The organism is Streptomyces sp. NPDC001407 (assembly GCF_042895325.1).
Lineage (GTDB): Bacteria > Actinomycetota > Actinomycetes > Streptomycetales > Streptomycetaceae > Streptomyces.
The window spans coordinates 247,070-273,292 of record NZ_JBIAWF010000004.1 but is presented as its reverse complement, the minus strand read 5'-3'; the positions used below and the strand labels follow the sequence as shown (position 1 = coordinate 273,292).

The 26,223-nt window shown below is 74.4% G+C and carries 17 protein-coding genes and 1 pseudogene; 5 read left to right on the top strand and 13 right to left on the bottom strand.

Annotated features, from left to right (window positions below; translation table 11 throughout):
• Positions 1-286 precede the first annotated feature (286 nt).
• Positions 287-760: a hypothetical protein gene (locus tag ACFY1P_RS08730; RefSeq protein ID WP_361521201.1), complete on the top strand. Its 474-nt coding sequence runs from the start codon at positions 287-289 to the stop codon at positions 758-760.
• Between the two features lie 10 nt (positions 761-770).
• Here the strand turns inward: ACFY1P_RS08730 and ACFY1P_RS08725 are convergent, their stop codons facing one another.
• The 6 genes from ACFY1P_RS08725 to ACFY1P_RS08700 form a co-directional block, all read right to left on the bottom strand.
• Positions 771-1,298, bottom strand: coding sequence for a histidine phosphatase family protein (locus ACFY1P_RS08725; RefSeq protein WP_361521198.1), 528 nt, complete (start codon positions 1,296-1,298; stop codon positions 771-773).
• Positions 1,295-2,122: a hypothetical protein gene (locus tag ACFY1P_RS08720; RefSeq protein ID WP_390750194.1), complete on the bottom strand. Its 828-nt coding sequence runs from the start codon at positions 2,120-2,122 to the stop codon at positions 1,295-1,297. The genes ACFY1P_RS08725 and ACFY1P_RS08720 overlap by 4 nt, the downstream gene beginning before the upstream one ends.
• 218 nt (positions 2,123-2,340) lie before the next feature.
• A complete protein-coding gene (locus ACFY1P_RS08715) occupies positions 2,341-3,348 on the bottom strand; it encodes an alpha/beta hydrolase-fold protein (RefSeq protein ID WP_361521192.1) in 1,008 nt (335 codons plus the stop codon).
• A gap of 261 nt (positions 3,349-3,609) precedes the next feature.
• Entirely contained in the window at positions 3,610-5,013 is a 1,404-nt protein-coding gene (locus ACFY1P_RS08710) for a serine/threonine-protein kinase (RefSeq protein WP_390750193.1), read from the bottom strand.
• An 84-nt stretch (positions 5,014-5,097) separates the two neighbouring features.
• Positions 5,098-5,904, bottom strand: coding sequence for a serine/threonine protein kinase (locus tag ACFY1P_RS08705; protein ID WP_390750192.1), 807 nt, complete (start codon positions 5,902-5,904; stop codon positions 5,098-5,100).
• Between the two features lie 151 nt (positions 5,905-6,055).
• The gene (locus ACFY1P_RS08700) at positions 6,056-7,027 is read right to left on the bottom strand and encodes a LuxR C-terminal-related transcriptional regulator (protein WP_390750191.1); all 972 of its coding nucleotides are present in this window, start codon (positions 7,025-7,027) and stop codon (positions 6,056-6,058) included.
• Positions 7,028-7,208: 181 nt separating this feature from the next.
• Between ACFY1P_RS08700 and ACFY1P_RS08695 the strand changes: the two genes are divergently transcribed.
• From ACFY1P_RS08695 to ACFY1P_RS08680, 4 genes are all read left to right on the top strand, one after another.
• Positions 7,209-8,288, top strand: a complete 1,080-nt coding sequence (locus ACFY1P_RS08695; RefSeq protein WP_390750190.1) for an alpha/beta hydrolase — start codon at positions 7,209-7,211, stop codon at positions 8,286-8,288.
• 46 nt (positions 8,289-8,334) lie between these two features.
• Positions 8,335-9,180: a hypothetical protein gene (locus tag ACFY1P_RS08690; protein ID WP_361521179.1), complete on the top strand. Its 846-nt coding sequence runs from the start codon at positions 8,335-8,337 to the stop codon at positions 9,178-9,180.
• Between the two features lie 69 nt (positions 9,181-9,249).
• Positions 9,250-10,374, top strand: a complete 1,125-nt coding sequence (locus tag ACFY1P_RS08685) for a hypothetical protein (RefSeq protein ID WP_361521176.1) — start codon at positions 9,250-9,252, stop codon at positions 10,372-10,374.
• A 117-nt stretch (positions 10,375-10,491) separates the two neighbouring features.
• Complete coding sequence (locus tag ACFY1P_RS08680) at positions 10,492-11,007, top strand: 8-oxo-dGTP diphosphatase (protein WP_390750189.1); 516 nt, start codon at positions 10,492-10,494, stop codon at positions 11,005-11,007.
• Positions 11,008-11,044: 37 nt separating this feature from the next.
• Here ACFY1P_RS08680 and ACFY1P_RS08675 read toward each other — a convergent pair.
• The 7 genes and pseudogenes from ACFY1P_RS08675 to ACFY1P_RS08645 form a co-directional block, all read right to left on the bottom strand.
• Positions 11,045-11,437: pseudogene (locus tag ACFY1P_RS08675) on the bottom strand (MFS transporter); the annotation flags it as partial.
• 56 nt (positions 11,438-11,493) lie between these two features.
• Positions 11,494-12,555 (bottom strand): class I SAM-dependent methyltransferase, encoded by a 1,062-nt coding sequence (locus ACFY1P_RS08670; RefSeq protein WP_390750188.1) that lies wholly within the window; start codon positions 12,553-12,555, stop codon positions 11,494-11,496.
• A complete protein-coding gene (locus ACFY1P_RS08665; RefSeq protein WP_390750187.1) occupies positions 12,552-13,730 on the bottom strand; it encodes a glycosyltransferase in 1,179 nt (392 codons plus the stop codon). The genes ACFY1P_RS08670 and ACFY1P_RS08665 overlap by 4 nt, the downstream gene beginning before the upstream one ends.
• Entirely contained in the window at positions 13,727-14,518 is a 792-nt protein-coding gene (locus ACFY1P_RS08660; RefSeq protein WP_361521164.1) for an alpha/beta hydrolase, read from the bottom strand. The genes ACFY1P_RS08665 and ACFY1P_RS08660 overlap by 4 nt, the downstream gene beginning before the upstream one ends.
• Positions 14,515-14,835, bottom strand: coding sequence for a phosphopantetheine-binding protein (locus ACFY1P_RS08655; protein WP_361521161.1), 321 nt, complete (start codon positions 14,833-14,835; stop codon positions 14,515-14,517). The genes ACFY1P_RS08660 and ACFY1P_RS08655 overlap by 4 nt, the downstream gene beginning before the upstream one ends.
• Complete coding sequence (locus ACFY1P_RS08650) at positions 14,832-19,253, bottom strand: beta-ketoacyl synthase N-terminal-like domain-containing protein (RefSeq protein ID WP_390750186.1); 4,422 nt, start codon at positions 19,251-19,253, stop codon at positions 14,832-14,834. The genes ACFY1P_RS08655 and ACFY1P_RS08650 overlap by 4 nt, the downstream gene beginning before the upstream one ends.
• Before the next feature lie 2 nt (positions 19,254-19,255).
• The gene (locus ACFY1P_RS08645; protein ID WP_390750185.1) at positions 19,256-26,011 is read right to left on the bottom strand and encodes an SDR family oxidoreductase; all 6,756 of its coding nucleotides are present in this window, start codon (positions 26,009-26,011) and stop codon (positions 19,256-19,258) included.
• Positions 26,012-26,223 lie beyond the last annotated feature (212 nt).

Genomic DNA, 26,223 nt, shown 5'->3' with positions numbered 1-26,223 from the left:
GGGGCACGCCCGTGGGACCGCTCTCGCTGGGCACGGCGGGCCTCCTCGGGCCGGGGCTTCGTCGGGCGCCGGGCGCGCCGCCCGTCCAGTCTCTCCGGGTGCCCGCCCCCGCGCATCCGGCCGGACGCCGGCCCGGCGGGGCGGTGGCCGGATCCCGCGCCGCGCCGTTGCCAGGAACCGGAAGCCGCCTGGATGATCACCGGGCGTGGCGGCGGGAACACGCGTACGGACCTGGACGCCGTCCCTGCCGCATGCCCTCGACAAGCGCACCTGAATGGGAGATGCCGTGTCCTCTCGTACCCTCTTCCGCACCGTCACGGTGGCCCTGGCGGCCGCGACGCTCAGCGCCACGCTCGTGTCGGGCGCGCAGGCCGCCACACCGCGGGCGGCCACCGCGCCCGCCGCGACCCGCGCGGACGGGAACCCCTTCGAGTGGATCGACCTGCGGGGGCTGAAGGCCGAGCAGCGGGTGATGTACCCCGCCGGGCACCCGGTGGGCTACTGGGCGCTCGTCCTCGACGACGAGGCGGCCGCGCGGCACTACGCGGGCGGGCGGTTCTTCGTCTACGCGCCCGCCACCGGCGAGTTCGGTTCCTTCCTCGACACGGACATCGCGGTGCGGACCGTCGACGAGCCGGGCCGGGTCGTCATCGCGGACAGCGGCTTCATGCGGTCGCACCCGCGCGTGGAGGTCCGCTACGGCGACCCCGGCCGGCCGGGGCGGGCCGTCACCGTCGCCACCGCCACGATCTGGATGTAGCACCCCGCCTTCAGTGCTTCGCACCCCGCGGCACGGCGACATCGGTCAGCAGCGCCGTGCCCGGGCGGAGGTCCGCCCAGACCCCGCGCCACGTCAGCACCGCGATCGCGGAGGTCGGGAACTTCGTCCCGGCCCGCTGCCGGGCGTCGCCGACGGCTTCACCGGCCAGCGCCAGGACCAGCTCCTGGAGACCCGGGTTGTGGCCCACGATCAGCAACGTCCCGATGTCGGCGGGCACTTCGCGGACGGCCTCCAGCAGGTCCGCCACGCCCGCGCCGTAGAGGCGCGGTTCGTGGCGTACGGGCGGTGGGGTGCCCAGCTGCGCGGCCGCCAGCTCCCACGTCCGGCGGGCGCGGCGGGCGGTGGAGCACAGGACGAGATCGGGCAGGCAGTCGGCCTCGCACAGCCACCGCCCCGCCGCCGGCGCGTCGCGAAGGCCGCGTGGGGCGAGCGGGCGTTCGTGGTCGGCGACGTCCGGCGGCCACGCGGACTTGGCGTGCCGCAGCACGAGCAGCCGTCGGCGGGGGCGCGCCTTCACGTCAGCGGGTCGTACGAGGCGGCGTGGCCGATTTCGCGGGTGAGTTCGAGGGCCAGCACGCGGTCCAGATACGTGAACGTCTCGAACTTCGACCCGTCGGGCAGCCCGGCCTCCGACTCCAGCCGGTTCAGCGCGTCCAGGACCACCGGGACGTCCAGGTCCGCCTCCAGGCCCGCCAGGGCCCGGCCGAGGGCCTCGGCGCACATCGGCTTCGACGGTGCCCGCGCCCAGTCGGCCACCGAGCGCCGCCACCGCTCCAGCGTGCGCTGCGCCGCCGCGAGCTCGTCGGGGGTGAGGGCGACGGGCTCGTGGTGCGGGTGGGTCAGCAGGGCCAGCCGCAGGGCCAGTGCGTCGAGGCCGATCGGGGACGGCTGCTCGTAGGGGCGCACTGCCCCGACCCGCACGGTGACGCCCTGCTCCGCGGTCTCCTGACCGGCGGTGACGTACACATGGGCCCGGCCGCCCAGCGCCTGGGCGATCTCTTCCGGCGTCCCGGACGCCGCGGGCGGGCGGATGCCGAGCACGGCTGCCCGCGCCTCGGGGGTCTCCCGGGTGCCACCGGAGCGGACGAGACCGAGGAGCGCCTGCCCGCCGTGCAGTTCGGCGGTGCGCAGGAGGACGTCGGCGACCAGGCGCGCCCGCAGGCCGGACGGTTCCTCGGCGGCGCCGGTCCGCGCCCCCTGGACGAAGACACGCAGCGGGCTCCGGTGTCCGGTGCCGACCTCGACCTGCCCGCCGGAGCGGGCGTCGAGAACGCGCAGCACCGCTTCCGGCTTTCCGGGCCGCTCCATCGGCACCGCGCGCATGCCGTCCACTCCGGGCATCGGGTGACCCTCTCGTAGGCGTGACAGCCACGGACCGGGCCGGTGGCCGCCGTCGACTGGGACCACCACGCAACCGCCACGAGCCCGCCACGTCAACCCCGCCACGCACGGCGCGCCCCGGGTCCGGCCGACCCCCGTGCGGTTGGACTCTGTGGGGCGGGCCCGGCCCGTCGGCGCGGGCCGGGCGTGTGCCGGGTGTACTGGACGTGCTGGAGGTGCTACGCCTTGCGGAGGCGGCCGATGATGCCGTCGAGGTCGTCCCTGAAGCGGTTCTCGCGGACGTAGTGGCCGCCCGGGTCCTCGTACCACTCGTGGGGGATGCCGGCCCTGTCGAGGAAGCCGCGCCATTCGCGCTGGGTCTCGAGGACGGCGGTCTCGTTGAACCTGTCCCAGAAGGTGGGTTCGGGGCTGGTGCCGGCGACCATGTAGATGCGCTTGTTGCGGTAGCTCTCGACGCGCTCGCACGGGTTGTCCATGCTGACCCTGTTCTGGTCCCACGGCACGCCGTAGACCGTACCGCCGCCCAGTTCGATGGCGGCGGAGGACGCGTTGGCCCAGTGGACGACGCCACCGGCGATCCCGCCGGCGGGGCCGCGCAGGCTGGCCGGGCCGGAGTGGGAGCTCACGGAGGCGAAGTGGCCCCAGTATTTGGCCGCGTACTTCAGCGCGCCGAAGCCGCCCATCGAGAAGCCGGAGACGGCGCGGCCGTCGTACTCGGCGTACGTCCGGAAGTTCGCGTCGACCCACGGGACCAGCTGGTTGATGTGGAAGCTCTCCCAGTTACGGGGGCCGACGAAGGAGCTGACCGGGTTGGAGTACCAGCCGGCGTGCCCGCCGTCGGGCATCACCACGATGAGCGGCTTCCCGGCCGTCCAGGCGCGGATGTTCAGGGGCGGGCGGTCGAAGGTGATGAAGTCCTGGCCGTCACCGCCGCCGTGCAGCAGATAGAGGACGGGGTACCTGCGTCCACTGGTGTGGTAGTCGTCGGGGAGCAGGACGTTGACGGCGGGGCCGGGGTTCCAGCCGATCTCGGCGGTCGCGAAGCGGTAGTACCACATGCGGGGGTCGCCCTCGCCGCGGTCCACGATGCGCAGCCCGAAGCCGTCGCCGGCCGCGTGCGCGGCCCCCGCCGTCCCGAGGACGGTGCCGCCGCCCAGGGCCAGTGCCGCGGAGATGCCTCCGGCGGCCTTCAGGACACCTCTGCGCGTGGGGCGGTGCTCGCTCAACTCGATCCTCCTGGTCGTCGTGGCGCGTCGGCTGCCCGGGAGGGAGCCCGCCTCCGTCCCGGGGCCGACGGCCCGCAAGATAGTCGCGGGGCGCGGGGGCACGGCATCCGGAACGATCCGGAGTGACGGCGCCCGGCGGTTTCCGGTAGAGCTGGGTGTGCCGTGAATCCCGGCATCCACCGCCGCGTCGAGGGGGCGTGCATGCGTGACGTACGGGGACACGGTCAGCGCCGCCCCGCGAGGGCCCCGGCGCCCGTGAGCTCACCGCACCGGCGTGGGGCGCGGGCACTGGGGCACCGCGGGGCGGTCCTTCGTCCGCACGGCGGGCAGCCACGCGGTGGGCCGTGCGGAGCCGGCCGGGAGCCGGACGCGGAACCACCGGTCGGAGTGCGTACCCGCCTCGTCGATGATGGGCATGCCGCTGGGGAGTTGGCAGTCGACGGCGAGGACGTCACCGTGCCACACCCGGGTCGGTACGACGTTGTCGATGGTGTAGGGCCGGAGCGGATCGATGGCCAGGCCGAGGCTGCACTCCGGCTGCCGGTCCGTACGGTCGCCGCAGCGCTGCTCGACGTTGAACACCCGGATGCGACCGGCGGCGTCGGCCATCGTGGCGGCGGGCTCCCCGGACCGGGCCGGCGAGGGGGGTCCGGAGCCGTGGACGGCGTACGACCAGCCTCCCGCGATCGCCCCGCACACCGCGACGGCCACGAGCGCGGCACGGACCCTGCGGCGCCGCCACACCGCCGGGCGCGAGGCCGAGCGCCCGGTTTGGCGGGAGGATTCCGCTTCCTGCCGGGCGGTGATGCGCGCCAGCAGGCCGGCCGCGGTGTGCGCCGCGCGCCCGTCGTGGGTGGGGGCGAGGCAGTCGGCGGCCAGCGCGCGCCAGAACGGCGGTACGGCGTTGTCCATGCGCAGCGGTGCGCGGCCCTCGGCGTACTCCTGTGCCGCGGCGGCGCGCGAGACCGGCGTGGCACCGGGGAAAGGCGAGGCCCCGGACGCGAACACTTCGTGGATCATGATGCCCAGGGCCCAGATGTCCGCGCTCTGGCGGACCCGCACCCCGTGCTCGCCGAGCGGGGCCCTCCAGCGCTCGGGCGGGAGGTAGTCGAAGGTGCCCATCGGGGGCGCGTACGCGTGGGTGCCGGTCAGCTCCGTGGCGAGGCCGAAGTCCGAGAGCTTGACCGAACCGTCCGGCATGAGCAGGACGTTGTCCGGTTTGAGGTCGCCGTGCAGCCAGCCGGCGTGGTGCAGGTGGGCCAGGCCCTCGCAGATCCCGGTGATCAGCCGGGCGCCTTCGGCCTCGGTCACCTCGGTGCCGAGCCGGTCGCGCAGGCTGCACTCGGCGCGCTCCATGACCAGCACGGTCGCCCCGTCCAGGGGCGGCCGGTCCGGTTCGCTGAGCACGACGGAGTCCAGCAGGCGGATCAGTCTCGGGTGGCGGTTGCGCCGGCCGAACTCCACCTCACGCCGGGCGCTTTCCGCGACCTTGTGGGCCTGCCGGGGCGCGAGCCCGTCGGTCGTCAGGAACTTGAGCGCGACCTCTTCCGGGCCCGTGCCGCCGCCGGTCGGCCGGCCCGCGTAGACCGTCGCCCAGCCACCGGACGCGATCGGTGCGGTGACCTCCCAGCCGCCGACGCGGTAGCCGCGCGGGAGTTGTTCCATGGCGTCGTCTTCCGAAGTGTCACCGGGATTCCGCACCATCCCCGCCTCCGGTCCGCCGGCCGTGTCGGTGGGCGCCGCCGCGGCTCATCCCGCCGTCTCCCGCTCCCGTGTGCCCGCTCCCGCGCGGGGCGGCAGCAGGGCGAGGTGCTCCTCCCGTACGAGCCCGAAGCGCAGCGCGAGTCCGACGATCGCCTCCCGCTTGCCGTTGCGCCGGGCCTCCCTGCGGGGTTCGCATCCGGCCGGGTCGCTGATGCGCATCTTCTCCTCGGCCAGATAGTCGATGTGGGAGCTGACGGCCCGGGCCGTGAGGCCGCCGCCGGCGGCGTGGCACCTGAGCCGTTCGACGATCTGCGGGGTGGTGGGCACGGCGACCGGCGACTCGTCACGCAGCCGTGGTTCGCAGAGCGCGACCAGCACGAGGAAGTACGTCGCCGTCTCGTCCAGACAGTACGCGGTGACGGTGCGGCTCCCCCACGGGCCGCCCATGCCGTCCGGGTCGAGGTAGACGTGGTCGGGCGCGAACACCTGGAAGGCGACGGTCGTGCTGCGGCGGGTGGGCAGCACCACGCGGGAGAACTCGAAGGGGATGGGTGCTCCGGCCCGCCGGGGCGGCACTCTCAGGTACTCCCCCGCGCCCTCCGGGTTCTCCACCAGATAGCTCTGCGTCGCGCTGTGGTTGCTGAGCTGCCAATGATCGTCGGTCACCCGGATCTCGCCGGCCAGCCGGGAGATCGCGGCGTCGGCGAGGCGGAGTTCGACCGGGGTCGTCGCGGATCCCCGTCCGAATCGGGCCACCTCCCCCGGGCCGAGCCGTAACGTCACCGCGTCACCTCCCGGCTCCCCGCCGGCCTCGCCGCTCCCCTGCGGCAGGTGGATCACTATCCCGCTCACTGTCCCTCCTCACACCCCCGTCCACGGCTGTCACGCCCGGGCCGCCCCCGCGGCCCCAAGACACTCCCACACTTCCTGCATACCGTCACGCCGCCGGATGGGCCAGGGCCGTGGACGGCGGTACGCGTGGCCCACTTGGGCCACCGGCGCCTCAGAGCCAGCCGCGCCGGGCCGCCTGCACCCCAGCCTGGAAGCGGGTGGTGGCGCCCAGCTTGGCCAGGAGGACGGAGACGCGGCGCACGACGGTGCGGCGACCCAGGCCCAGGTGGCGGGCGATCGCGTCGTCGGTGGCGCCGCTGGCCATGAGCGTGAGGATCTGGCGGTCGCGGGCGTCGATCTGCGTGCCGATGCCCGCCGCCGACACCGGGACGGCGAGCCGCCACAGGGATTCGAAGACGTTGGACAGCGCCCGGAGCAGGCTGGAGGGGTGGATCAGGAGGGAGACGACACCGGGGTGGTCGTCGGCGGCGAGAGTGACCACGGCCAGGTCGCTGTCGCTGATGGCGAGCTTCATCGGCGGATCGTCCAGGGTGCGGGCCTGTTCCCCGGCCGAGATCATGCGCGCCATGTTGGGCCAGGCGATCGGGTCGTCGAAGGCGGACCCGTGGTAGATCGTGCGGTAGACGACTCCGGCGGCCATGCGCTCGCGTTGCAGCACCTCCTGTTCGAGGTAGTGCTCGGGGGTCCCGGAGTACGGCGGCACGTCGATGACCCGGATCTGATGGCGCGCCGACTGCTGGAGCTGCCGGCTGACCGTCATGATGCGCGCGGCGTCCTCGACGACCTCCAGCGCGCCGTAGTGTCCGGCTTCCTTCCTGGCGAAGCGGTAGAGCCGTTCCAGCTCCACGCCGGCCTGACGCCGGGCGGCCCGGGCGGCGTCGTCGCGCTGCGCCAGCGCCTCGACGACCTGCATGGGCGGCAGCGCCTCCCAGGTCGCCTCCCCGGCCCCGGAGTCCGTCATGACGACGATGTCCTCGGCGGCGAGTTCCTTGAGCACCGCCCCGACGACGGCCTCGCCGAGTCCGCACCGGGCCGCCAACCGCTCGGCGGACTCCCGTGGATGACCGACCAGGGACCGGTAGACCCGGCCGCGGTCGGAGTCCGGATCCAGCACGTCGTGCACGTCACTCCCCTCCCGTACCCCCGTCGGGCAGCGCATCCTACTGGGGAGTAGGCGTACCTGCGCCAGTGGCCCAAGTGCGCCACCTCCGCCTATGGCGCCGCGTGAAGCCCTGCGGTGGGATTCCGGGTGACCGGCCGCACCACGAGTCCCCCGGCATCCAGCCCACTTTCGAGGACAACCGATGAGATCAGTCCTGCCGGCCCGGCTCCTGCGGGCCAAGGCCGCGGTCGCCGCCGTGGCCGCCGCCCTCCTTCTGGTGGGCGCGCCTTCCGCACGTGCCGGCACCCCGGGCCCGCCGAAGATGACGGACGGCTTCGGCCTGACCCAGACGGGGCCCGTCACCGGCACCGCCACCAACTTCGTGGTCACCGTGAGCACTCCGCAGGTCGCGGGCGAGCACCACATCCGGATCCTGCTGCCCGCCGACTACGCGGACCAGCCAGCCAAGCGCTACCCGGTGCTCTATTTCCTGCACGGCGCCTCCGACGACCCGGTCAACCCGAGGCTGGCCTACCCCGCGCTCGCGGCCGCCAAGTCGATGATCACGGTCATCCCGGACGGCGGCCGGCGCGGCTGGTACAGCAACTGGCTCGACCAGGACACCGCCGCGGGCGCGCAGAACTGGGAGAACTTCCACATCAGTCAGGTGATCCCGTTCATCGACGCCAACCTCCGTACCGTCGCGGCCAAGAAGGGCCGGGCCGTCGCGGGCCTGTCGATGGGCGGCTTCGGCTCCCTGCACTACGCCCAGGCACACCCCGAGCTCTTCAGCCAGGCCGCGGCCCTCTCCGGCGCCGTGGACCTCTCCAGGGACCACGCCGTCATGCGGGCGGCCGTCGTCGCCACGCTGACCGACATCGGTGCCGCGCTCTGCGGTTCCAGCGGCCCCACCTGCTCGCTCGACTTCGGGCCCGCGGTCTCCAGCGACGCGGTCTTCGGCACGCCGTATCCGGTGTTCGACGCCGACTGGCGCTGGAACGAGGCGGATCCGTCCACCCACATGGACCGGCTGGCCGGCATGGGCATCTCCCTCTACACCGGTGACGGCCGCGGCGAGCCCGCCGAGCCGGAGTTCTGGGTGCAGTCGGCGACGGAGCACGCCAAGGACCACCTGGACGCGCTCGGATTGCCGTACCACTACGTGAACTACGGCAACGGCTCCGGCTGGGGCACCTGCGACGGCGGGCACACCTACGACTGCTGGGCACAGGACCTCGTGGACCTCGTGCCGCGCCTCGAAGCGGCGTTCGCGTCCGCCTGACCCCGCGCCTTTGACCCCGCGCCTTTGGCAGACAGGATTTCCGCACATGACCAAGAGACTGCTCACGCTCCTGCTCGGCCTGGCGGTCGTCTGGACCATGGGGGCAGGCGCCGCGCACGCCGGGACGCGCCCGCAGGACAAGCGCGTCCACAACGCGATGCAGATCGTCTTCAGCACGTCGGCGCCGAACAACTACTGCACGATCGGCGCGGTGGGCACGGACAAGTACGGCCACAAGATCGCCATTACGGCAGGCCACTGCATCACCGACCCCCGGTACGCCGACCGCGAGCTCCACGAGGACATCCAGCCCGTCTACGACCGGGCGGACATCGGCTTCGGACCCATCGGATACGTGCGCTACTTCAAGGACCCCGAGGGTTCCATGACGGGGCACGTCACCAAGGACTACATGGTCATCGACCTGGTCCCGCGGACGGCCCTCTCCTCCCAGGGCCCGTACCTCAAGCAGACCGGCGAGCTGAAGGTCCCCGGCGGAACCGCCAGCCCCAACGCCGTCGGCCCCGCGCTCGACAACGAACGGCTGCTCGCCCCGGGCTCCGGCGAGATCGTCACGTCGGGCCAGACGGGCGTGTGGTACGGCACGGTCATGGACAACGAGGACGGCGTCTACCTCTCGGCGGCCACGAACACGCTGGGCGATTCCGGGGGCCCTGCCATCTGGCACGTACCGGGAACCGCTCTCCCCTCCACGGACAACAACTTCCAGGCCGAGGGCCCCTGGGCCGGCATCACCAAGGGGTTCACCCTGTCGCTGCCGCCCTTCCTCTACACCAGCTCGGCGAACATCCTCGCCGACCTGCGCGCCCGGGACGCCGCCACACCCGGCGGTGTCTTCGGCGCGGGCTTCGAGGTGACGACCAACCCGTAGGGCCCGCCTCGGCCGACGTCCGGCGTCACACCGGATCCGCCTCCCTCCATACCCTCAAGGGGAAAAGCCTTGTCCATCTTGTCCATAGGGATACCGCCAAGACGTACGACAGCGACCCTGCTCGGCATGCTCGCGCTGCTGGCCGCTCTGTTCACCGCGGCGCCCGCCGCGCACGCCGACGACACCGCGTTCGAGCTCCGCCCACTGGTCCCGGCCGGGGCGGACCACCAGCAGAAGCTCAGGGCCGAGGTGGAGCACTGGACCCTCGCGAAGATGGCGGCCGTCGGCCTCAACCACGAGGACCAGGACGCGACCCCGCCCCCGGGAGGCTGGGACGACCTCGGCAAGCCCTGGCCGCGGAAGGCGGGGCTGGTCTCCCGCACCGCGGGCAAGTTCTTCGTGGAGTTCACGGACGTGGACACCGGCGCCGTCACCGAGGACGCGTGCTCCGGCGACGTGGTGGACAGCGCCAACCAGAGCGTCGTCGTGACCGCCGCCCACTGCCTGCGCATCCACACCCCGGTAAACATCGGCTTCGGCAACGTCGTCGCCACCAACATGGTCTTCGTGCCGGGGTTCAACGGCGCGAGCCTGCCCCGCCACACCACCAGCACGGCCCTCCCCGGCAAGGACATCGCTCCGTACGGCGTCTGGGGAGTCACCCGCGAGTGGTTCACCAACACCTGGAGCCAGAGCGCCGACTGGCTGCTGGGGCACGACATGGCCGCGGTCCTGGTGGCCAGCCCCGATGACCCGCGGCCGATCGGCCAGGTCACCGGCGGCCAGCGGATCGGCTTCAACCAGCCGCAGCAGCAGACCCAGTACGTCTTCGGCTACCCGACCATCAACGAACGCAACTACTACCGCCCCGGCAACGTCTCCCCGCAGCTCCAGCGGACCTTCGACGGCCGGAGCCTCATGGTCGCCCAGGGCACGCCCTGGGCCGACCCGGTCTATTACAGCGACGTGATGCCCGGCGCGCTGTCACCGGGGTGCAGTGGCGGCGCGGTGTTGCAGGACTTCGACCCCGCCACCGGCGCCGGCCTCCAGACCGCCGTCTTCTCCCGCTACGACGACCCGGGGCAGATCATCGGCCTCCTGGGCTGGGTCCAGGGCCCCAACATGAGCTCCACCCACCTCGGTGACGAGGAGCGGGCCGTCTACAACGTGGCCCAGTCGGCGAGCCTGGCGTAGAACCTCAGGCACCGCTCGTGCGGCGCGTCACGGTCCTCCGTGGCGCGCCGTCGCCGTGGCCGCCCCTCTCGGCCGAAAGCGGCCGACCGGGGTGCCGGGGTGCGCGATGATGCCGGGATGACGCTGACATCGATGTGCTTGTGCCTGGTGACCCGGACCACCGCCACCGGCGGCCGGGAGGTGTTGCTCGGCCGCAAGAAGCGGGGCTTCGGCGCCGGTAACGTCGTGGGCCTGGGCGGCCATGTCGAGGCCGGGGAGACGCCCGCGCGGGCCGCCGTGCGTGAACTGGCCGAGGAGTCCTCGCTGGTGGCGGCCGAGGCGGACCTGCGGCACGCGGCGAGACTGGTCTTCCGCTTCCCGGCCCGGCCGGACTACGACCAGGAAGTGGCGGTGTTCCTCACCGACCGGGCCGAGGGCATCGCCCGGGAGTGCGAGGAGATCGCACCGTCGTGGTACCCGGTGGACGGGCTGCCGCTCGGCGCGATGTGGGACGACGCGCGGCACTGGCTGGCGGACGTGCTGGCCGGCCGGCGCGTGGAAGCGGAGTTCGTCTTCGCCGACGACAATCTGACGGTGGCCAAGGCGGACGTCCGCGGCGAGCCGGTGCGCGGGATTGGGCCAGGAGCGCCATGAACCCCATGACCAGGACGAGGGCCGAGGCGGAGAGCAGGGCGAGGCGCGCCGGCGGGAAGCGGTCGATCAGTACGCCGGTCACCAGGTTGGAGACCACGCCGCACGCGCCGTAGGCGAAGAAGACGAAGGCGACGGCGGCGCCGTGCAGCCCCGCGACGTGCTGGGCGGTCCACTCCAGATAGGCGTACAGCGCGAACATGCCGCAGAAGGTCAGCATGCTGACGAGCAGGACCGCGGGCACGCCGGGCAGGACGGCCGCGCGGGCGCGTTCGGCGATGGGCGCCTCCGCCGTGGGCGGCACCGAGGGGAGCGCGCGGGCGAGGCCGAGGAGGGCGACGAGGCTCAGGAGGGCGACGAAGAGGAAGGTGGCCCGCCAGTCGGAGAAGGCGGCGATGACGGTGCCGGCGGGGACGCCGAGGGCGCTGGCGATGGTGATGCCGCCGAGGACGGCGGTCAGGGCGGCCCCGCCGCAGGCGCCCGGTCCGCCTACGCCGCTCCGCTGCGTGCCACGATCCGGTAGGCGTTGGAGAAGCGGGTGCGCCTGAGGAGCGGTGTGAGCAGCTGCTCCAGACCGTACACACCGACCAGCGCGGGGACGGCCGACCAGAACATGGCCTTACGGGCCTTCCGCTGGAGGTCGTTGGGGGGCCGGGGGTGCCAGGGGTCGTCGGCGGTCGGCAGGACGCGATTGAGGAGGAGCGCGGCGGCGGCGATGAGGTCGGCCGCGATGTGCGGCTCGCGGCGTGCCGTGGCGACCACGGTGTAGCCGAGTTCTTCCAGTGCTCGGTGGAGGTTGGCGAGCGGCATGAGGTGCAGGTGCTGCGGCTGGAAATACGGCAGCCACCAGCGGCCCAGGACCGCGCTCATCGCGCTCTCCGGGTCCGGGACCTCGATGATCAGGTGGCCGCCGGGGGCGAGCACGGTGCGGGCGGCGGTCAGTTCCGCGCGCGGGTCGGTGGTGTGTTCCAGGTAGTGGAACATGCTCACCGTGTCGTACCGCCCCTCCAGCTTGGGGGCGAGCTCGGTGAGAAGGCCGCGGTGCGCCTCGGCGATCCGGCTGTGCCGCGCGCCCTCGTCGACGCCCTCGCCGAGGTCGAGGCCGTCGAAGACCGTGTCGGGATGGACCGTCCCGGCCGCCTCGGGGAAGTGGCCGTGCCCGGTGCCGACATCCAGCCAGCGACGGGACGGGCCGAACGGGAGGAGGGCGCGGGCACTGGCTTCGTAGCGCTTGCGGCTGCCCTTGCGGCCGAAGAGCATCTCCGCGCCGGCGGCGCCCAGGCCGTCGTAGAAGTCCCGGTAGTAGAAGGCCAGTCCCTCGGCGGTGAGCCGGGGGTTCTGGAAGGAGTGGGAACAGTCACGGCACTGGTCGAGGACGAAGGTGCCGGGCTTGCGCTGGATCAGGTCGGTGGTGCGGAGCCTCGTACGCAGCCGGGAGGAGCCGCACCAGGGGCACGTGGTGCTCTTCGGGCCGTGGAAACGGTCCGTGCCGTCGGCGAGTTCGCGCTGGTAGCCCACGCGGAGCTGGGCGACCTCCTGGGTCCGGTTCATGGGCTTCCTGGTTCTCCCTGTCGTGTGGTGGCGAGTTCTTCGAGGTGCGCGGCCGCCGCGGCGGCGCCTCCCGCGGCGCGGAAGGACTCCTGGACGCGGCGGGCGGCCGCGCGGTACTGCGGGGCGGTGAGCACGTCGTCCAGGGCGGCGCCGATCGTGCGGCGGTCGCCGCGGCCGAACCGGATCCGGACCCCGGCGCCGGCCGCGGTGACCTGTGCGGCGATCACGGGCTGGTCGTCGCGGATCGGGGCGACGACCAGCGGCACGCCGTGCAGCAGGGACTCCGCGACGGTGTTGTGGCCGGCGTGGCAGATGACCGCCGACGCCTGGCGCAGCAGGTCGAGTTGGGGAATCCGGCGCACGGCCAGCACGGCGTCGTCCGAGGTGCCGCCGAGCACACCGCCCGGGTCGGCGATGACGGCCTGGAGATGGCGTGACCTGTCCCGTACAGCGGCGGCGCACTCGGTGAGGAAGCGGGCGCCGAGGTCGGTGTTGGCGGTGCCGAGGGAGACCAGGACGGTGTGCCGCCCGGGGTCCAGCCGTTCCCGGGGGAAGGGTGCCGGTTCCGGCCGCCGGGTGAGGGCCGGGCCCACGAAGCGGGTCTGTGGCGGCGCGCTGTGGTCTCCCGCCAGAGCGGGGGTGGTGAAGGCCAGCACGAGGTCCGGCGAGAAGCGGGGGTCGTGGGTGCGCGCCAGGTCGCCGAGCGTGCCGCGCAGCCCGGCCAGCAGGTCGTGGATCCATGCCTCGACCTTGGGCGTTCCGCCGAGCGCGGCGGAGAACTCGGCTGAGGTGGTGGCGGAGGTGGCGTAGGGGATGCCGAGCCGCTCGGCCACGAAGGCCCCGGCGAGCGCCTGCTGGTCGGCGACGATCACATCCGGGCGGAAGGCGACGGCGGCCCGTTCCACGCCGGGTGCCATGGCCAGGGCGAGCGGCCCGAGGAAGTCCTGCCACAGGAAGCGCAGCGCCGCGACCCCGCGCAGTTCGGGGGGCCGGTGCAGCCGGCTGGGCACGTCGCAGGCGTGCACCTCGGTGCCGGGTCCCGCGAGCTCCTCGACGATGCCGGGGTACGCGGCCCAGGCGACCCGGTGTCCGCGCCGGGTGAGTGCGGCGGCCACCGCGACGGCGGGGTTGACGTGCCCGACGAGCGGCGGCACCACGAAGAGGAACCGGCTCATACCCGCAGGCCCTCCGCCCGGTGGCGGTGGCCCGTCCCGATCCAGTCGAGCATGAGCGCCCCGACGGCCCGTGGGTCGCCCACGAGCACCGAGTGGCCGTGCCCCGCCACCTGGTGGGTGCGGCAGTCGGGGAGCAGGGACTCCAGCCAAGGCGCGGTGCCCGCGAGGTCGGAGGTGCTTCCGTACACCGCCAGCACGGGCAGGTCGAGGGTCCGCCAGCGCTCCTCGGCGGGGATGCGGCTGGCCGCGATGTCCTCGGCGATCGTCGTCGCGCGCAGCAGCGGACGGGCCCGGCGGGCGTGCCGGGCCTCGTGCGGGCCGTAGGCGTGCTCGAGCCAGGGCAGGCTCCGCTCGTCGCGGAGCCGGTTCGCCGTGTCCGCCAGCAGACGGCTCATCTTGACGGCCCAGGCCGCGGTCGGCGGCTCGGACTCGACGGCCAGGAGGCTGGCGACCCGGTCGGGGTGGCGCAGGGCGTAGTCGAAGGCGACGGTGCCGCCGAAGGAGTTACCGACCAGGTGGACCGGTCCGGCGGTGTCCATGCCGTCGAGGAGGGCGGCGAGGTCGTCGGTGAAGTCCTCCAAGTGATAACCGGTGGCCGGGCGTTCGCTGCGGCCGTGGCCGCGCTGGTCGTACATCACCACGTCGTGCCCGGCTGCCGCGAGCAGCGGGGCGACGGTGAAGTAGTAGCTGGTCAGGTTGTCCATGGCGATGCCGTGCACCAGGACGACGGCCTCCTGCCCGGCCGGGCCGATGCGCAGGGTGTTCAGGCGCGGGCGGCGGACCGTCACCCGAGGCGTCCGGCGATGTAGCGGACCATGTGGCCGACGGAGAGTTCGATGATCTCGGTGAGTTCGAGGGAGGCGAAGTAGGCCGGGAAGTCGAGCCGTTCGCCGTAGCGGCGTGCGAGTTCGCCGGTGAGGGTGACCAGGTCGATGGACTCCAGGTCGAGGTCCTCGACGAAGCGGGTGTCCATGGTGACGGCCGTGCCTTCGAGGCCGAGCTCGGGGACCACGTGGTGCAGTGCCTCGGTGAGTTCGGCGAGGACGGCGCACTCGCCGGGCCCCGGGCGGGGGGTGACGGCGCCGGACGTGGGGGTGGTGGTCATGAAGGATTCTCCTCGTGGGGCTGCCTGGGGCCGTCCTCGGTCCAGGCGACGATGTAGCGGCGGGGCCGCAGGCCCGCCGGGTTGCCGACCTCGGCGAGGGACACGGGGTGGGTGCGGCCGGAGGGTGTGCGGACCGTCAGCCGGTCGCCGTCGGCGGTGACGACGCGGAAGTCGCGCGGTCTGCCCCGCAGTCCGGTGCCCTCGGCCTTGGCCGCGGCCTCCTTTGCCGCCCAGAAGCGGGTGAGGGTGCGCGCGTCACCGCCGAGGCGGTCGAAGAGCCGGAGCTCCTCGGGGGCCAGGACCGCGTCGCGGGTGGTCTCCGGCCGCTCGGTGATCTCCTCGATGTCGATGCCGGTGGGCGCGGCTCCAGCCGGGCGCACCAGGGCGACGGCGGCTTCCGCGCAGTGGGCGAGAGTCAGGTCCAGGGGCGGCAGTTCCCGGCCGTGCGTCCCTTCCGGGTGCGGGCGGCCGCTGTCGTCGTTACGCACCTGGACCTCGGCGGGGAAGACCGGGCCCGCGCCGTGCTGCCACAGGTGGTGGCGTACGGCGTCCTTGGCAGCGATCCGGCCGAGCAGCCACTGCTGTCTGCCGCGCGGCGGCCGGGCGGCGTAGGCGTCGCGTTCGGCACCGCCCAGCACGTTGCGCATCATCAGCTCGCGGGACGCCGGGTCGGGCCAGTATTCGAAGGCCAGGTGCCAGCCGCCGGGCTGGACTTGAGCCAGCGTGCCGCGCTCCGGCCGGCGCCGGATGGCGTCGGTGGCGGGCGGGGAGTCGAACCGGCGGTCCTCCCAGCCGCTGATCTCGCACCAGACGGTGCCGTGGTGGCTGAGCTGGATGTCCGTTGCCAGCAGCGTCTCGGTGAGGTTGGTGATCCGGATGTGGCAGTCGAGGCGTTGGCCCGCGGCGGGTTCGGGGCCGTGGAAGCGGAGCTCGCGGATCCCGACCGGCAGCACCACCGTGCGGTCGGGGTGGGTGGCCATCAGCCAGTAGCCGAGCAGCTGTCCGGCGCTGTCGAGAAGCGCGCCGGGTGCGGGCGGAGCGGTGAGGACGCCCCGGACGTGCCGTGCGCCGAGCGCGGTGACGGTGGTGACACCTTGGAAGAGCGGGCCGTGGAACATCCAGCGTTCCTCGTACATCTCCCGGGCCGTGACGGTGGGCGCGTCCTCGTCGGCCGGGACGGGCCAGCGGGCGGGCGGTGCCGGGTGGCGGGCCGCCGTCTCGGTCCCGGCGCGCGCGTACCGGCCGAATTCCACGGTGTGGCGGCCCGGTTGCCCGGGGACGGCCCGTACGGTCGTGGTCACGTCGACGGCGGGCTCGGCGACCAGCCACTCCAGGAACCGCGCCCCGCGGACAGCGACGGTGACACCGCTGCCGGGCGCGGCGGCCGCGTCGGTCATGTGCCGGATCATGGTGGTCGCGGGGACCACCGGCCAGCGGTCGCCGATGTCGGGCCAGTCCGGCCGTTGGTGGTAGAAGCAGTGGTCGACGAGGTACGGCATGGTGTCGAGGGCCACGCGGAGCGTGGTGGTCCGGACGGTGTCCGCCGTGGGGCGAGGGACCTCGTGCGCGGCCCTGAAAAGGTCCGCCGCCACGTCGGCCGTCTCGGTCAGCAGGGCGCGCAGCTGTGCCGCCTCGGGGAACTGCCGTGCGGCGTCCGCCAGTCGGCCGGTTCCGGGGGCCGCCGTCGGCGGGCCGGTGAGCGCGCCGCGCAGCGCCGCCCGGAGCCGGTCCCGGGTGGCGGGTTCGAGGTGGACCGGGCCGGCGTCCAGGCCGAGCCGTACGCCCGGCCCGGACGACGGTGGAACGGCCGTGGTGGTGCGGCCTTCTCCGTGGGTCAGGGCGGCGAAGTCGGGCTCCGCCCCGTACGCCCACAGTCCGGCCACGGCCCGTCGCAGCTGACCGAGGCCGTCGCTGTCGGTGCTCCCGGCCGTGACCGCCAGGTGCTCGCGGTCGGCGAGGATGTCGCCGGCCAGGGCCGGCAGCTGGCCCTGGCCGGCCTGGACGAAGGCGCGGAAGCCCGCCGCGTACAAGGACTCGACGAGGCCGCGGAACCGGACCGGCTCCAGGAGGTGGCGCACGGCGAGCTCGCGGATCTCCGGCTCCCGGTCCGGGAACGGCGCGCAGGTCGTCCCCGACCAGACCGGCACCGAGGGGTGGTGCAGGGTGAAGCGCCGCATCCCCTCCCGGATCGGATCCAGGTAGGGGGCCAGCATGGGGGTGTGGAAGCCGGACGCGAAGGGCAGCACGCGGCCCAGGACGCCTTGTCGGCGCAGTCGTTCCGTCACCTTCTGCGCCTGGGCCGCTGGGCCGCAGACCACGCACTGGTGCGGGGCGTTGTCGTGGGAAAGTACCACTTCGCGGATCCCGGCCAGGGCCGCCTCCACCTGGGCTACGGGCGCCCCGAAGGCCACGAAGACCAGGTCCGGGACGCGCAGGGCCAGGGGGGCGAAGTCCCGCAGGAAGGCGTCCACTTCCTTGTCGGCGAAGATGCCGCCGACGGCCATGGCGGTCCACTCCCCCACGCTGTGCCCGGCCAGGGCGTCGGGGACGACACCGGCGCGGCGCAGGGCGCCGGCCAGCAGCCGTCCTGCGTCGACGACGGCGGCGCCGTGCTCGCCCACGGCGCCGACGCGGGCCTGCTGCCAGGTGGGCAGGGGCAGTCCGAAGTGGCGGGCGACGTCCTCGCCCTGCGGGGTGAACCCGGCCTCCAGGCCGGGGAAGAGGAAGGCGGTGCGGCCGCCGGCCGGTCCGAGCAGCGGGCGGGGGGCGAACCACACGTCGCGGCGGCCGCCCCAGGCCCGGCCGCGGGCGGTCACCTTCCGGGCCAGCGCGAGGCGTTCGGCCCCGGGCCCGGCCACGGCCAGCCGGGTGCCTCCGGCACCGATGGTCCCGCCCGCGCGCAGCCGGGCGTCCTCGGTTTCGAGGAGCGTGCGCAGTTCCTCGGTGGTGTCCGCGGCGATCCGCAGGACGGGATCGGGCTCGGCGACCCGGAGCGGGGTGGACGCGGCGCGCCTCCTGGCGGCCGTGGGGCGGAACTCCTCCAGGACCACGTGGGCGTTGACGCCGCCGAAGCCGAAGGCGTTCACCCCGGCCCGGCGCACCTCCGCGTCCCAGGGGCGGGCCACCGGGGAGGGGCGGAAGCGGGTGGCGAGCAGGGCGGGGTGGGGGTCCTCGCAGTGCAGGGTGGGCAGGAGCACCTGGTGGTGGAGGGCCAGGGCCGCCTTGACCAGGCCCGCCGCGCCCGCCGCCGGCATGGTGTGGCCGATCATCGACTTGACCGAGCCGATCACCGCGTCGGGTGCGCGCGAGGAGCCGAACACGTGGCGCAGTGTGGTCATTTCGGCGGCGTCGCCGTTCGGGGTGCCCGTGCCGTGCGCTTCCAGCAGGCCGATCGCCGCCGGGGCGGCGGGGTCCACCCCGGCCGCCGCCCAGGCGAGCCGGACCGCCCGCGTCTGTCCTTCCGGGTCCGGGTTGACCAGGGCCGCGGCCCGCCCGTCACCGGCCACTCCGACGCCCCGCACCACCGCGTACACGCGGTCGCCGTCGCGCACCGCGTCGGCGAGCCGTTTGAGGACGACCACCGCGGTGCCCTCGCCCATCAGCACGCCGTCCGCGTCCCGGTGGAAGGGGCGGATCCGCTCGGTCCGGGAGAGTGCCCCGAGCCGGGCGAAGACCGACCACAAGGTCACGTCGTGGCAGTGGTGCACACCTCCGGCGAGCATCACGTCGCAGCGGCCGGCGGCCAGCTCGCCCACCGCCTGGCCGACCGCGAGCAGCGAGGAGGCGCAGGCGGCGTCGACCGTGTAGGCGGGGCCGCGCAGGTCGAGCCTGTTGGCGATGCGCGAGGCGGTGAAGTTGGGGACGAGGCCGATGGCGGCGTCGGGGCTGTCCGGCCCGAGGGCGTTCTCGAAGGCGGTACGGACCTGGGCCAGCTTCTCCTCGCCGATCCCGGGCAGCAGCTCCCGCAGGGTGCGGGTCAACTGTCCCGCTGTACGGACCCGTTGGTCGAGCCGTGCGAGCCCGGCCGTCAGATAGCCGCCGCGGCCCAGCACCACGCCGACCCGCGCGGGGTCCGCGGTGGCGAGGCCGCCCGCGTCGGCGATCGCGGCGGCGGCCGTGCGCAGGGCGATCAGCTGGTCGGGCTCGATGGCCGGGACGGAGCCGGGCATGATGCCGAAGGCGGCGGGGTCGAAGCCGGTGAGCCGGTCGTCGATGAACCCGCCGCGCCGGCAGTAGATGGCACCGGAGCGGTATTCGTCCTGGTCCCAGCGCCCCGGCGGCACTTCGGATATGGCGTCCACGCCGGTGCGGAGGTTGTGCCAGTACCGGTCGAGGTCCTCCGCGCCGGGCAGGGTGACCGCCATGCCGGTGACGGCCACCGGCTCCTGCGCGGCGCTCCGGGGAAGAGGGAGGTTCACCGTCACCACCCCGAGGCGGTGTAGAGGACCTCGGAGGTGCCGTCGTCACCCCAGGTGAGTTCGCGCAGCAGGGCGAGCGTCCCTTCCTCCGGGTCGATCAGGGCGATGCCGCGCCGGGCGTACTCGCGGGCGAGTTCCGGTCCGACCATCCCGCCGTGCACGCGGTCCGGGGCCCATGGCCCCCAGTGCACGGTCAGGACCCGCGTGCCCGTGGAGCGGTGCCACTGGCGGCCGAGCGCGGCGAGGGCGTCGTTGGCGGCGGCGTAGTCCGCCTGCCCCCGGTTGCCGTACACGGCGGCGACGGAGCCGAACAGCACGGTGAAGCGCGGTGGTTCGGGGAGCCGGCGCAGCGTGGTGAACAGCGTGCGGGCGCTCTCGGCCTTCGTCTCGTGCACCCGGGTGAAGGAAGCCGGGTCCTTGTCGGCGACGAGCCTGTCCTCGATGACCCCGGCGGCGTGCACGAGGCCGTCGACGCGTCCGTAGCGGGCGTGGGTCTCCTTGACCGCCTGCTCGACGGCCTCCGCGTCCCGCAGGTCGACGGAGCGGTATCCGGCCTCGCCACCGGCCGCGCGGATGCCGGCGAGGGTCGCCTCGATCTCGCGGCGGGCCAGGACGATCCCCGCCTCCCGCTCGATCTCCGCGGGCCGGAGCCCGCCGCGCGCGGCGAGCGCGGAGCGCAGTGCGGCGCGTCCGGTGACGCCCGCGATGCCGGGCGGTTCGGGGGCGTCGGCCGTGGTGGTGCGGCCGAGGAGCTCGATGCGGCAGCGGGAGGCCGCCGCGAGGGCGGCGGCGGTCCGCGCGGCGATGCCGCGTGCCCCGCCCGCGAAGAGCAGGACGGACTCCGGGCCGAGCCCGAGTGCCTCGGCCGCCCGCTGCCCGGTGGACCCGTCGTCGGTGAGCAGCCGGCCCAGCGGGGCCTCCTGCGGCTCGATGCCGAATCTCCGGCCGTCCTCGGCGCGTTCGACGACGGGCGCCGGGCCGGGTGCGAGGAGTTCGCCGAGGATCGCGTCGGCCGTCCGGCCGGCGTCCCGCTCGCCGGGGAGGGTCACCAGGCGGGCGGTCGTGTCCGGATACTCGTGGGCCACGGTGCGGAGGAAGCCGCCCAGGCCGTCGCCGCGGTCGCCGTCCTCGGTCCACCGTACGCACAGCAGCCGGCGTGGCCCGCGGCCGAGCAGATCCTTCAGGAGGGGGAAGGCGTTCGGCAGCACGGGGCCGGGCAGCAGGATGACGCCGTCCAGCGGCACGGTGTCCTGGCCGGGCACCGCGTCGGAGTGGGTGACGTGCGCCCCGTGCTCGCGGAGCCGGGCGAGCAGGGGCTGGGCGACGCGGGCGCTCGCGCCGAGCACGAGGAGGCGCTTGTCGCGCAGGGCCGTGGAGCCGTCCGGCGCGGGGGCGTCGTCCAGTGCCAGGCGTCGTAGTGCGTACCGCCGGGGCGCGATTCCGGCCGGGTCGTCCGCCGCGGTGCCGTCCGGCTCCTGGTCCACGTGCTGGGCCGGGCCTTCCGTGCGCGAGGTCATCCATGCGGCGATGGACGCGGCGGTACGCGCCCGGGTCAGGCTCTCCAGGTCGGCGTCGTCCCAGCCGCGTGGACCGGCCCCGGCGCCGCCCACCCGCTTCGCCAGTTCGCCCGCGATCTCCGTCCGCTTGATCGAATCCACGCTCAGGTCGGCCTCGAGGTCGAGCTGGGGATCGATCATCTCCACGGGATAGCCGGTCCGTTCGCTGATGACCGACAGCACCGTGCGCAACAGATCCGGCTCCCCTTCGGTCGAGGGTTCAGCAGGCAGCGCGGGCGCCGCCACCGCGGCCGGCACGGGAGCCGGCTCCGGCAGGGTGACCGGCGGCGGGGCCTCCCCCGCCCCTCCGAAGTAGGTCAGCAGGACGTCGCGCTGTGCCGCGATCAGCTCACGGCTGCCGCGCAGGAAGTCCTGGAGCAGAGCCTCCCGGCCCACCCTCCCTGCGCCTTCCGTACCGTTGACCCCGGTCAGCGGCGCGATCCGGCGCGCCGGCCGCAGCCCGCCGGGGAGCAGCCCGCCGTCCGCGGTGCGGACCAGGTGCCCGTCCACGATCCAGCCGGGGCGCTCCGGCAGCCGCCCGGGCTCGGCCACCACCGCGTCCCGGCCCGCGAACAGCGCTTCCGCGTCCACCTGTACGCCACCGGAGACCGCCAGCCGGGCCAGCGCCTCCAGGTGGCCGCGCAGCCCCTCCTCGGGGTGCGGCTCGAAGGGGACGGCCAGGTGCGGCCGGTCGCCGAGCACGGCGCGCGTCAGCCCGGTGAGCACGGTGCCCGGCCCCGCCTCGACGAAGACCCGGGCACCGGCCTCGTACATCGCCTCGATCTGCTCCATGAACCGCACCGGTGCCGCGATCTGCCCGGCGAGGCGGGCCCGCAGCTCCGCGGTGTCCGCCGGATAGCGGGTCGCGGTCAGGCCGGACCACACGGGGATCGCGGGTGCCCGCAGGGGGCGGGCGGAGAGCACCTCGGCGAACGTCTCCATCGCGCCGGCCATCATCGGGCTGTGGAAGGCGCACGCCACGTCGAGCGGCCGCACGGCGAAACCGGCCTGTTCCAGTGCGGTCACTCCCTGCCGCACCGCCTGTGCCGGGCCCGAGACCGTCGTCTGGGACGGGGAGTTGTGGCCCGCGGCCACCACCTGACCGGCGAGACCGGCCCCGGCGAGTACGGCTTCCACCGCGGCCGCCCCCGCCGTGACGGCGGCCATCGAGCCCGGCTCGTCCCCGGCGGAGCCCAGCATCGCCTCGGCGCGCAGTTCGCTCAGCTCCGGCAGAGCCTCGGCGGGAAACGCGTCGGCCACACAGAGCGCGACGAGTTCGCCGTAGGAGTGGCCGGCCACCATGTCGGGGCGGATGCCCAGGTCCGCCAGCACGTCGTGGACGGCCAGGCAGGCGGCGCCCAGGGCGGGCTGGGCCCGGCGGGTGTCGGCGAGGCGGGCGCGCTGCGCGTCCCGCTCGGCCGCCTCGAACGCGGCCGGGGGGAACATCGCGGCGACCGGGGCGCGGCGCAGCCGCTCGTGGGTCTGCGGGAAGGCGGTGAAGAGGTCCGCCAGCATGCCGGGCCGCTGGCTGCCCTGGCCCGGGAAGAGGAAGGCCAGCTTGCCGCCGGCCCGTTCGGCTCCGGCCGTGAAGCCCTCCGCTCCCGCGGTCCCGGCCGCGAAGCCGTCCTCTCCCCCGGCCCCGGCCGTGAAGACGCCGGGCGCCGTCTGTCCGGCCAGCGCGGCCCGCAGCAGGGCGGGCAGCTCGTCGAGGTCCGCGGCGACCACGGCGGCGGTGACGGGACCGGCGGCCGGGTCCCCGGCGCGGCGCGCCGCCGTGCGGGCCAGGTCCCGGAGCCGCCACGGCGTCCAGCGCGGTGCGTCGCCGGTCCCGCCGGAGGCGTTCGCCTCCGCGAGCCTCAGCAGTTCCTCGATCGCCGCGTCGCCGCGGAAGAGGAACAGCTCGGCGGGCCAGGCGTCGGCGGTCCGTCGTGGCGGCGCCTCGCCGTCGCATCCGCGCATGACCACGTGGAAGTTGGTGCCGCCGAAGCCGAAGGCACTGACTCCGCCGACCCGTTCACCGGCCGGTTCGGCCCAGGGCAGGGTCCGCCGGTGGAAGACGAACGGGCTGCTCTCCGGCCGCCATCCCGGATTGGGCCGCTGGATGTGCAGGGTCGGCGGGCGCACCCCGGTGTGCAGGGCCAGGGCCGTCTTGATCACCCCGGCCAGCCCGGCCGCGCACTTGGTGTGGCCGATCTGCGACTTCACCGAGCCGATCACACAGCCGCCGGGCTCGGCGCCCGATTCCTGGAACACGCGGGTGAGGACGTCGAGTTCGGTACGGTCGCCGACCACGGTGCCGGTGCCGTGCGCCTCGATCAGGCCGACCCGGGCCGGGGAGATCCGGGCCTGTGCGTAGGCCCGTTCCAGTGCCGCGCGCTGGCCTTCGGGGCGCGGCGCGGTCAGGCCGAGGGACCGTCCGTCGCTTGAGGCTCCGACGCCCTGGACGACGGCGTAGATCCGGTCCCCGTCGCGCCGCGCGTCGGCGAGCCGCTTGAGCACCACGCAGGCGACGCCCTCGCCCAGCGCGATGCCGTCCGCGCCGGCGTCGAACGCCTTGCAGCGGCCGGTGGGCGACAGCGCGTGCACGGACGAGAAGAGCACGTAGTCGTTGATGCCGTTGTGCAGGTCGGCTCCGCCGCACAGGACGAGGTCCGCCGCGCCCGTGACGAGCTCCTTGCAGGCGACGTCGACGGCGGCCAGGGAGGAGGCGCAGGCGGCGTCCACGGTGTAGTTGGCCCCGCCGAGGTCGAGCCGGTTGGCGATCCGGCCTGAGATGACGTTGGCGAGCATGCCGGGGAAGGAGTCCTCGGTGAGCGTGGGCAGTTGCTCGGCCAGCTCGTCCGGGAGCCGTCCGCCGAGGTAGGACGGCAGGACGGTGCGCAGGGTGGTCGCGTTGGCCATGTCGCCGCCGGCCTCGGCCCCGAAGACCACCCCGGTGCGCTCGCGCGGGAAGTCGCGGTGCTCGTAGCCCGCGTCGGCGAGGGCCCGCCGGGCGGCCTCCAGGGCGAGGAGTTGCACGGGTTCGATGGAGGCGAGCGAGGCCGGCGGGATGCCGAACCGCAGGGGGTCGAAGGGGATTCCCGGCAGAAAGCCGCCCCACCGGGAGACCGAGACGTCGCTCGCGGGCGCCCCCTCGCCGTAGTGGAGCGCCGGGTCCCAGCGGCCCTCGGGCACCTCGGTCACCGCGTCCGCGCCGCCGAGCACCTGGGCCCAGAAGGCGGGCAGGTCGGGGGCGCCGGGGAACATGCCGGCCATGCCGATGATCGCGACGTCCAGCGGCTGCGGCTCGCGAGCCGCCCCGGGGGCCGCGTCACCGGTGAGTCCGGCGACGCGCCGCTCGTAGAAGGCCGCCGCCCCGTCCGTCACCTCGCGGTGCAGTGCGGTGACGGTCGTGGTGGTGTCGCGCAGCACCGCGACCTCCCCGGCCATGAACATGCCCTCGTCGCGCTGCCGTCCCTCATCCACCTCGCGGAGTTCACCGCCGACCCGCTCGACGCCCTTGCTGGCGATGCGCAGCCGTCCGAGGTTGAGCTGTTCCAGCCGCTCCCACGCCTGCCGTCTGGGGACTCCCTGCCGACGCAGCTCGTCCTGGTGCGTGCGGTAGGTGTCGGTGAACGGGCTCGGCAGGCAGCGGGTGACGTGTCCCGGCGCGGTGTCCAGCAGGACGGTGCTCTCCGCGGTGAGCACGGTGCGCTGGAAGAGGGGCTGGACCGCGCCGCACTCCACCGCCTCGCGGGTGAAGAGGTAGGCGGTGCCCATGAGGACGCCGACGGCGGCGCCGCGCCGGGTGAGCCCGGCGGACAGGGCCGCCACCATCGCCGCCGACCGCTCGTCGTGCACCCCGCCGGCGAACAGCACCTCGATCTCCTGCGGCCCGGAGTCCAGGAAGTCCTCCAGGACGGCCAGTTGGGCCTCCCAGAGCGGGAAGGAGTTGCTGGGGCCGACGTGGCCGCCGCACTCGGCGCCCTCGAAGACGAACCGCCGGGCCCCGGCGTCGAGGAACTGGCCGAGCAGCCCGGGCGTGGGGACCTGGAGGAAGGTGCGGATGCCGTGGGCCTCCAGGTCGGCGGCCTGCGCGGGGCGGCCGCCGGCGAGGACGGCGTGGGTGGGCCGTAGTTCGCGCACGGCCTCCAGCTGGGCGGTGCGTACGTCGTCCGGCGCGAAGCCCAGGACGCCGACGCCCCAGGGCCGTCCGTCGAGCGCGGTCCTGGCCTCCTCCAGGAGGGCCCTGGCGCGCTCGGGGCCGGCCAGGGCCAGCGCGATGAACGGGAGGCCGCCGCCGTCGGCGACGGCCGTGGCGAACCGCGCCTGGTCGCTGACCCGGGTCATCGGGCCCTGGGCGACGGGGCGTTCGGTGCCGAAGGAGCGGCTCAGGGCCGAGCCGGGGAGCAAGGCCCGTGCCGGGGCGTGGTCCCGCAGCGCCCGGTCGATGCCCTCGCGCACGGCCCGTACGGCGGCGCCCACCGTGCGGTGGTCCTGTGCGAAGCGGCGGGCGAGGAAGGCGTCCTGTCCGAGCGGGACGGGGCGGTCGCGCAGTTCGGCGGCGAGGCCGGGGCGGTCGCGGCCCAGCAGGCGCTCTCCGGCGGCGAGGACGGTCCCGGTGCCGTCCGCCGCGCGCAGCAGGCGGGCGAGGGCGGGCGGTGTGGCCGCCTCCTCCAGCAGCGCGAGCTGTACGTCGAGCACGACGCCGGCGGCTCCCGCGACGGCGGCGGCCGCGGCGGTCTTCGGCCCGATGCCACCGCAGGCCCAGACGGGAACGGCCGTCTCCGGGGCGGAGAGCAGGTGTTGGAGCAGGACGAAGGTGGACAGCTCACCGGCGGGGCCGCCGCACTCGCTGCCGCGCGCGACGAGGCCGGCCGCGCCCCTGCGCACCGCGGCACGGGCCTCGGCCCGTGAGCGGACCTCCGCCAGGACGGTGACACCGCGGCCCGTGGGCCACTCGGCGCCCGGGGCGAGCAGCACGGTGTGCGGCCCCGTGCCGCCGAGGTCGCTCAGGTCGTCCGGGGCGAGCGCGCACCCTGCCGGGAGACGTACGCCGAAGGCGCCGCCCGTCCAGCGGCGGGCGAGGGCGAGGGCTTCGCGGGCGCGGCGGCCCCCGTCCCCGAGGTCGAGGACTCCGAGCCCACCGGCTCTGCGAACGGCAGCGACCAGCCGCGCGTCGGCCTCTCCGAAAGGACTGACACCGATCACGGTCTGCACCACGGACGCGGCTCCCCATCAGGGACTTGAGAAAGCTGGACGACGCCAAGGGAGCCGGTTGCAAGGACGATCGCTCCCGCCTCCGCAGGCGCTTCTTCCCCACAGCATGACGTTCCGGATCACTGTGGTACACACCCGGCCGGTGGAGCAAGTCCGGCCTCACCGCGCACAGTTGCGCGCACGGGGATCCTGTCACTGCCCGTGCATCATATTCC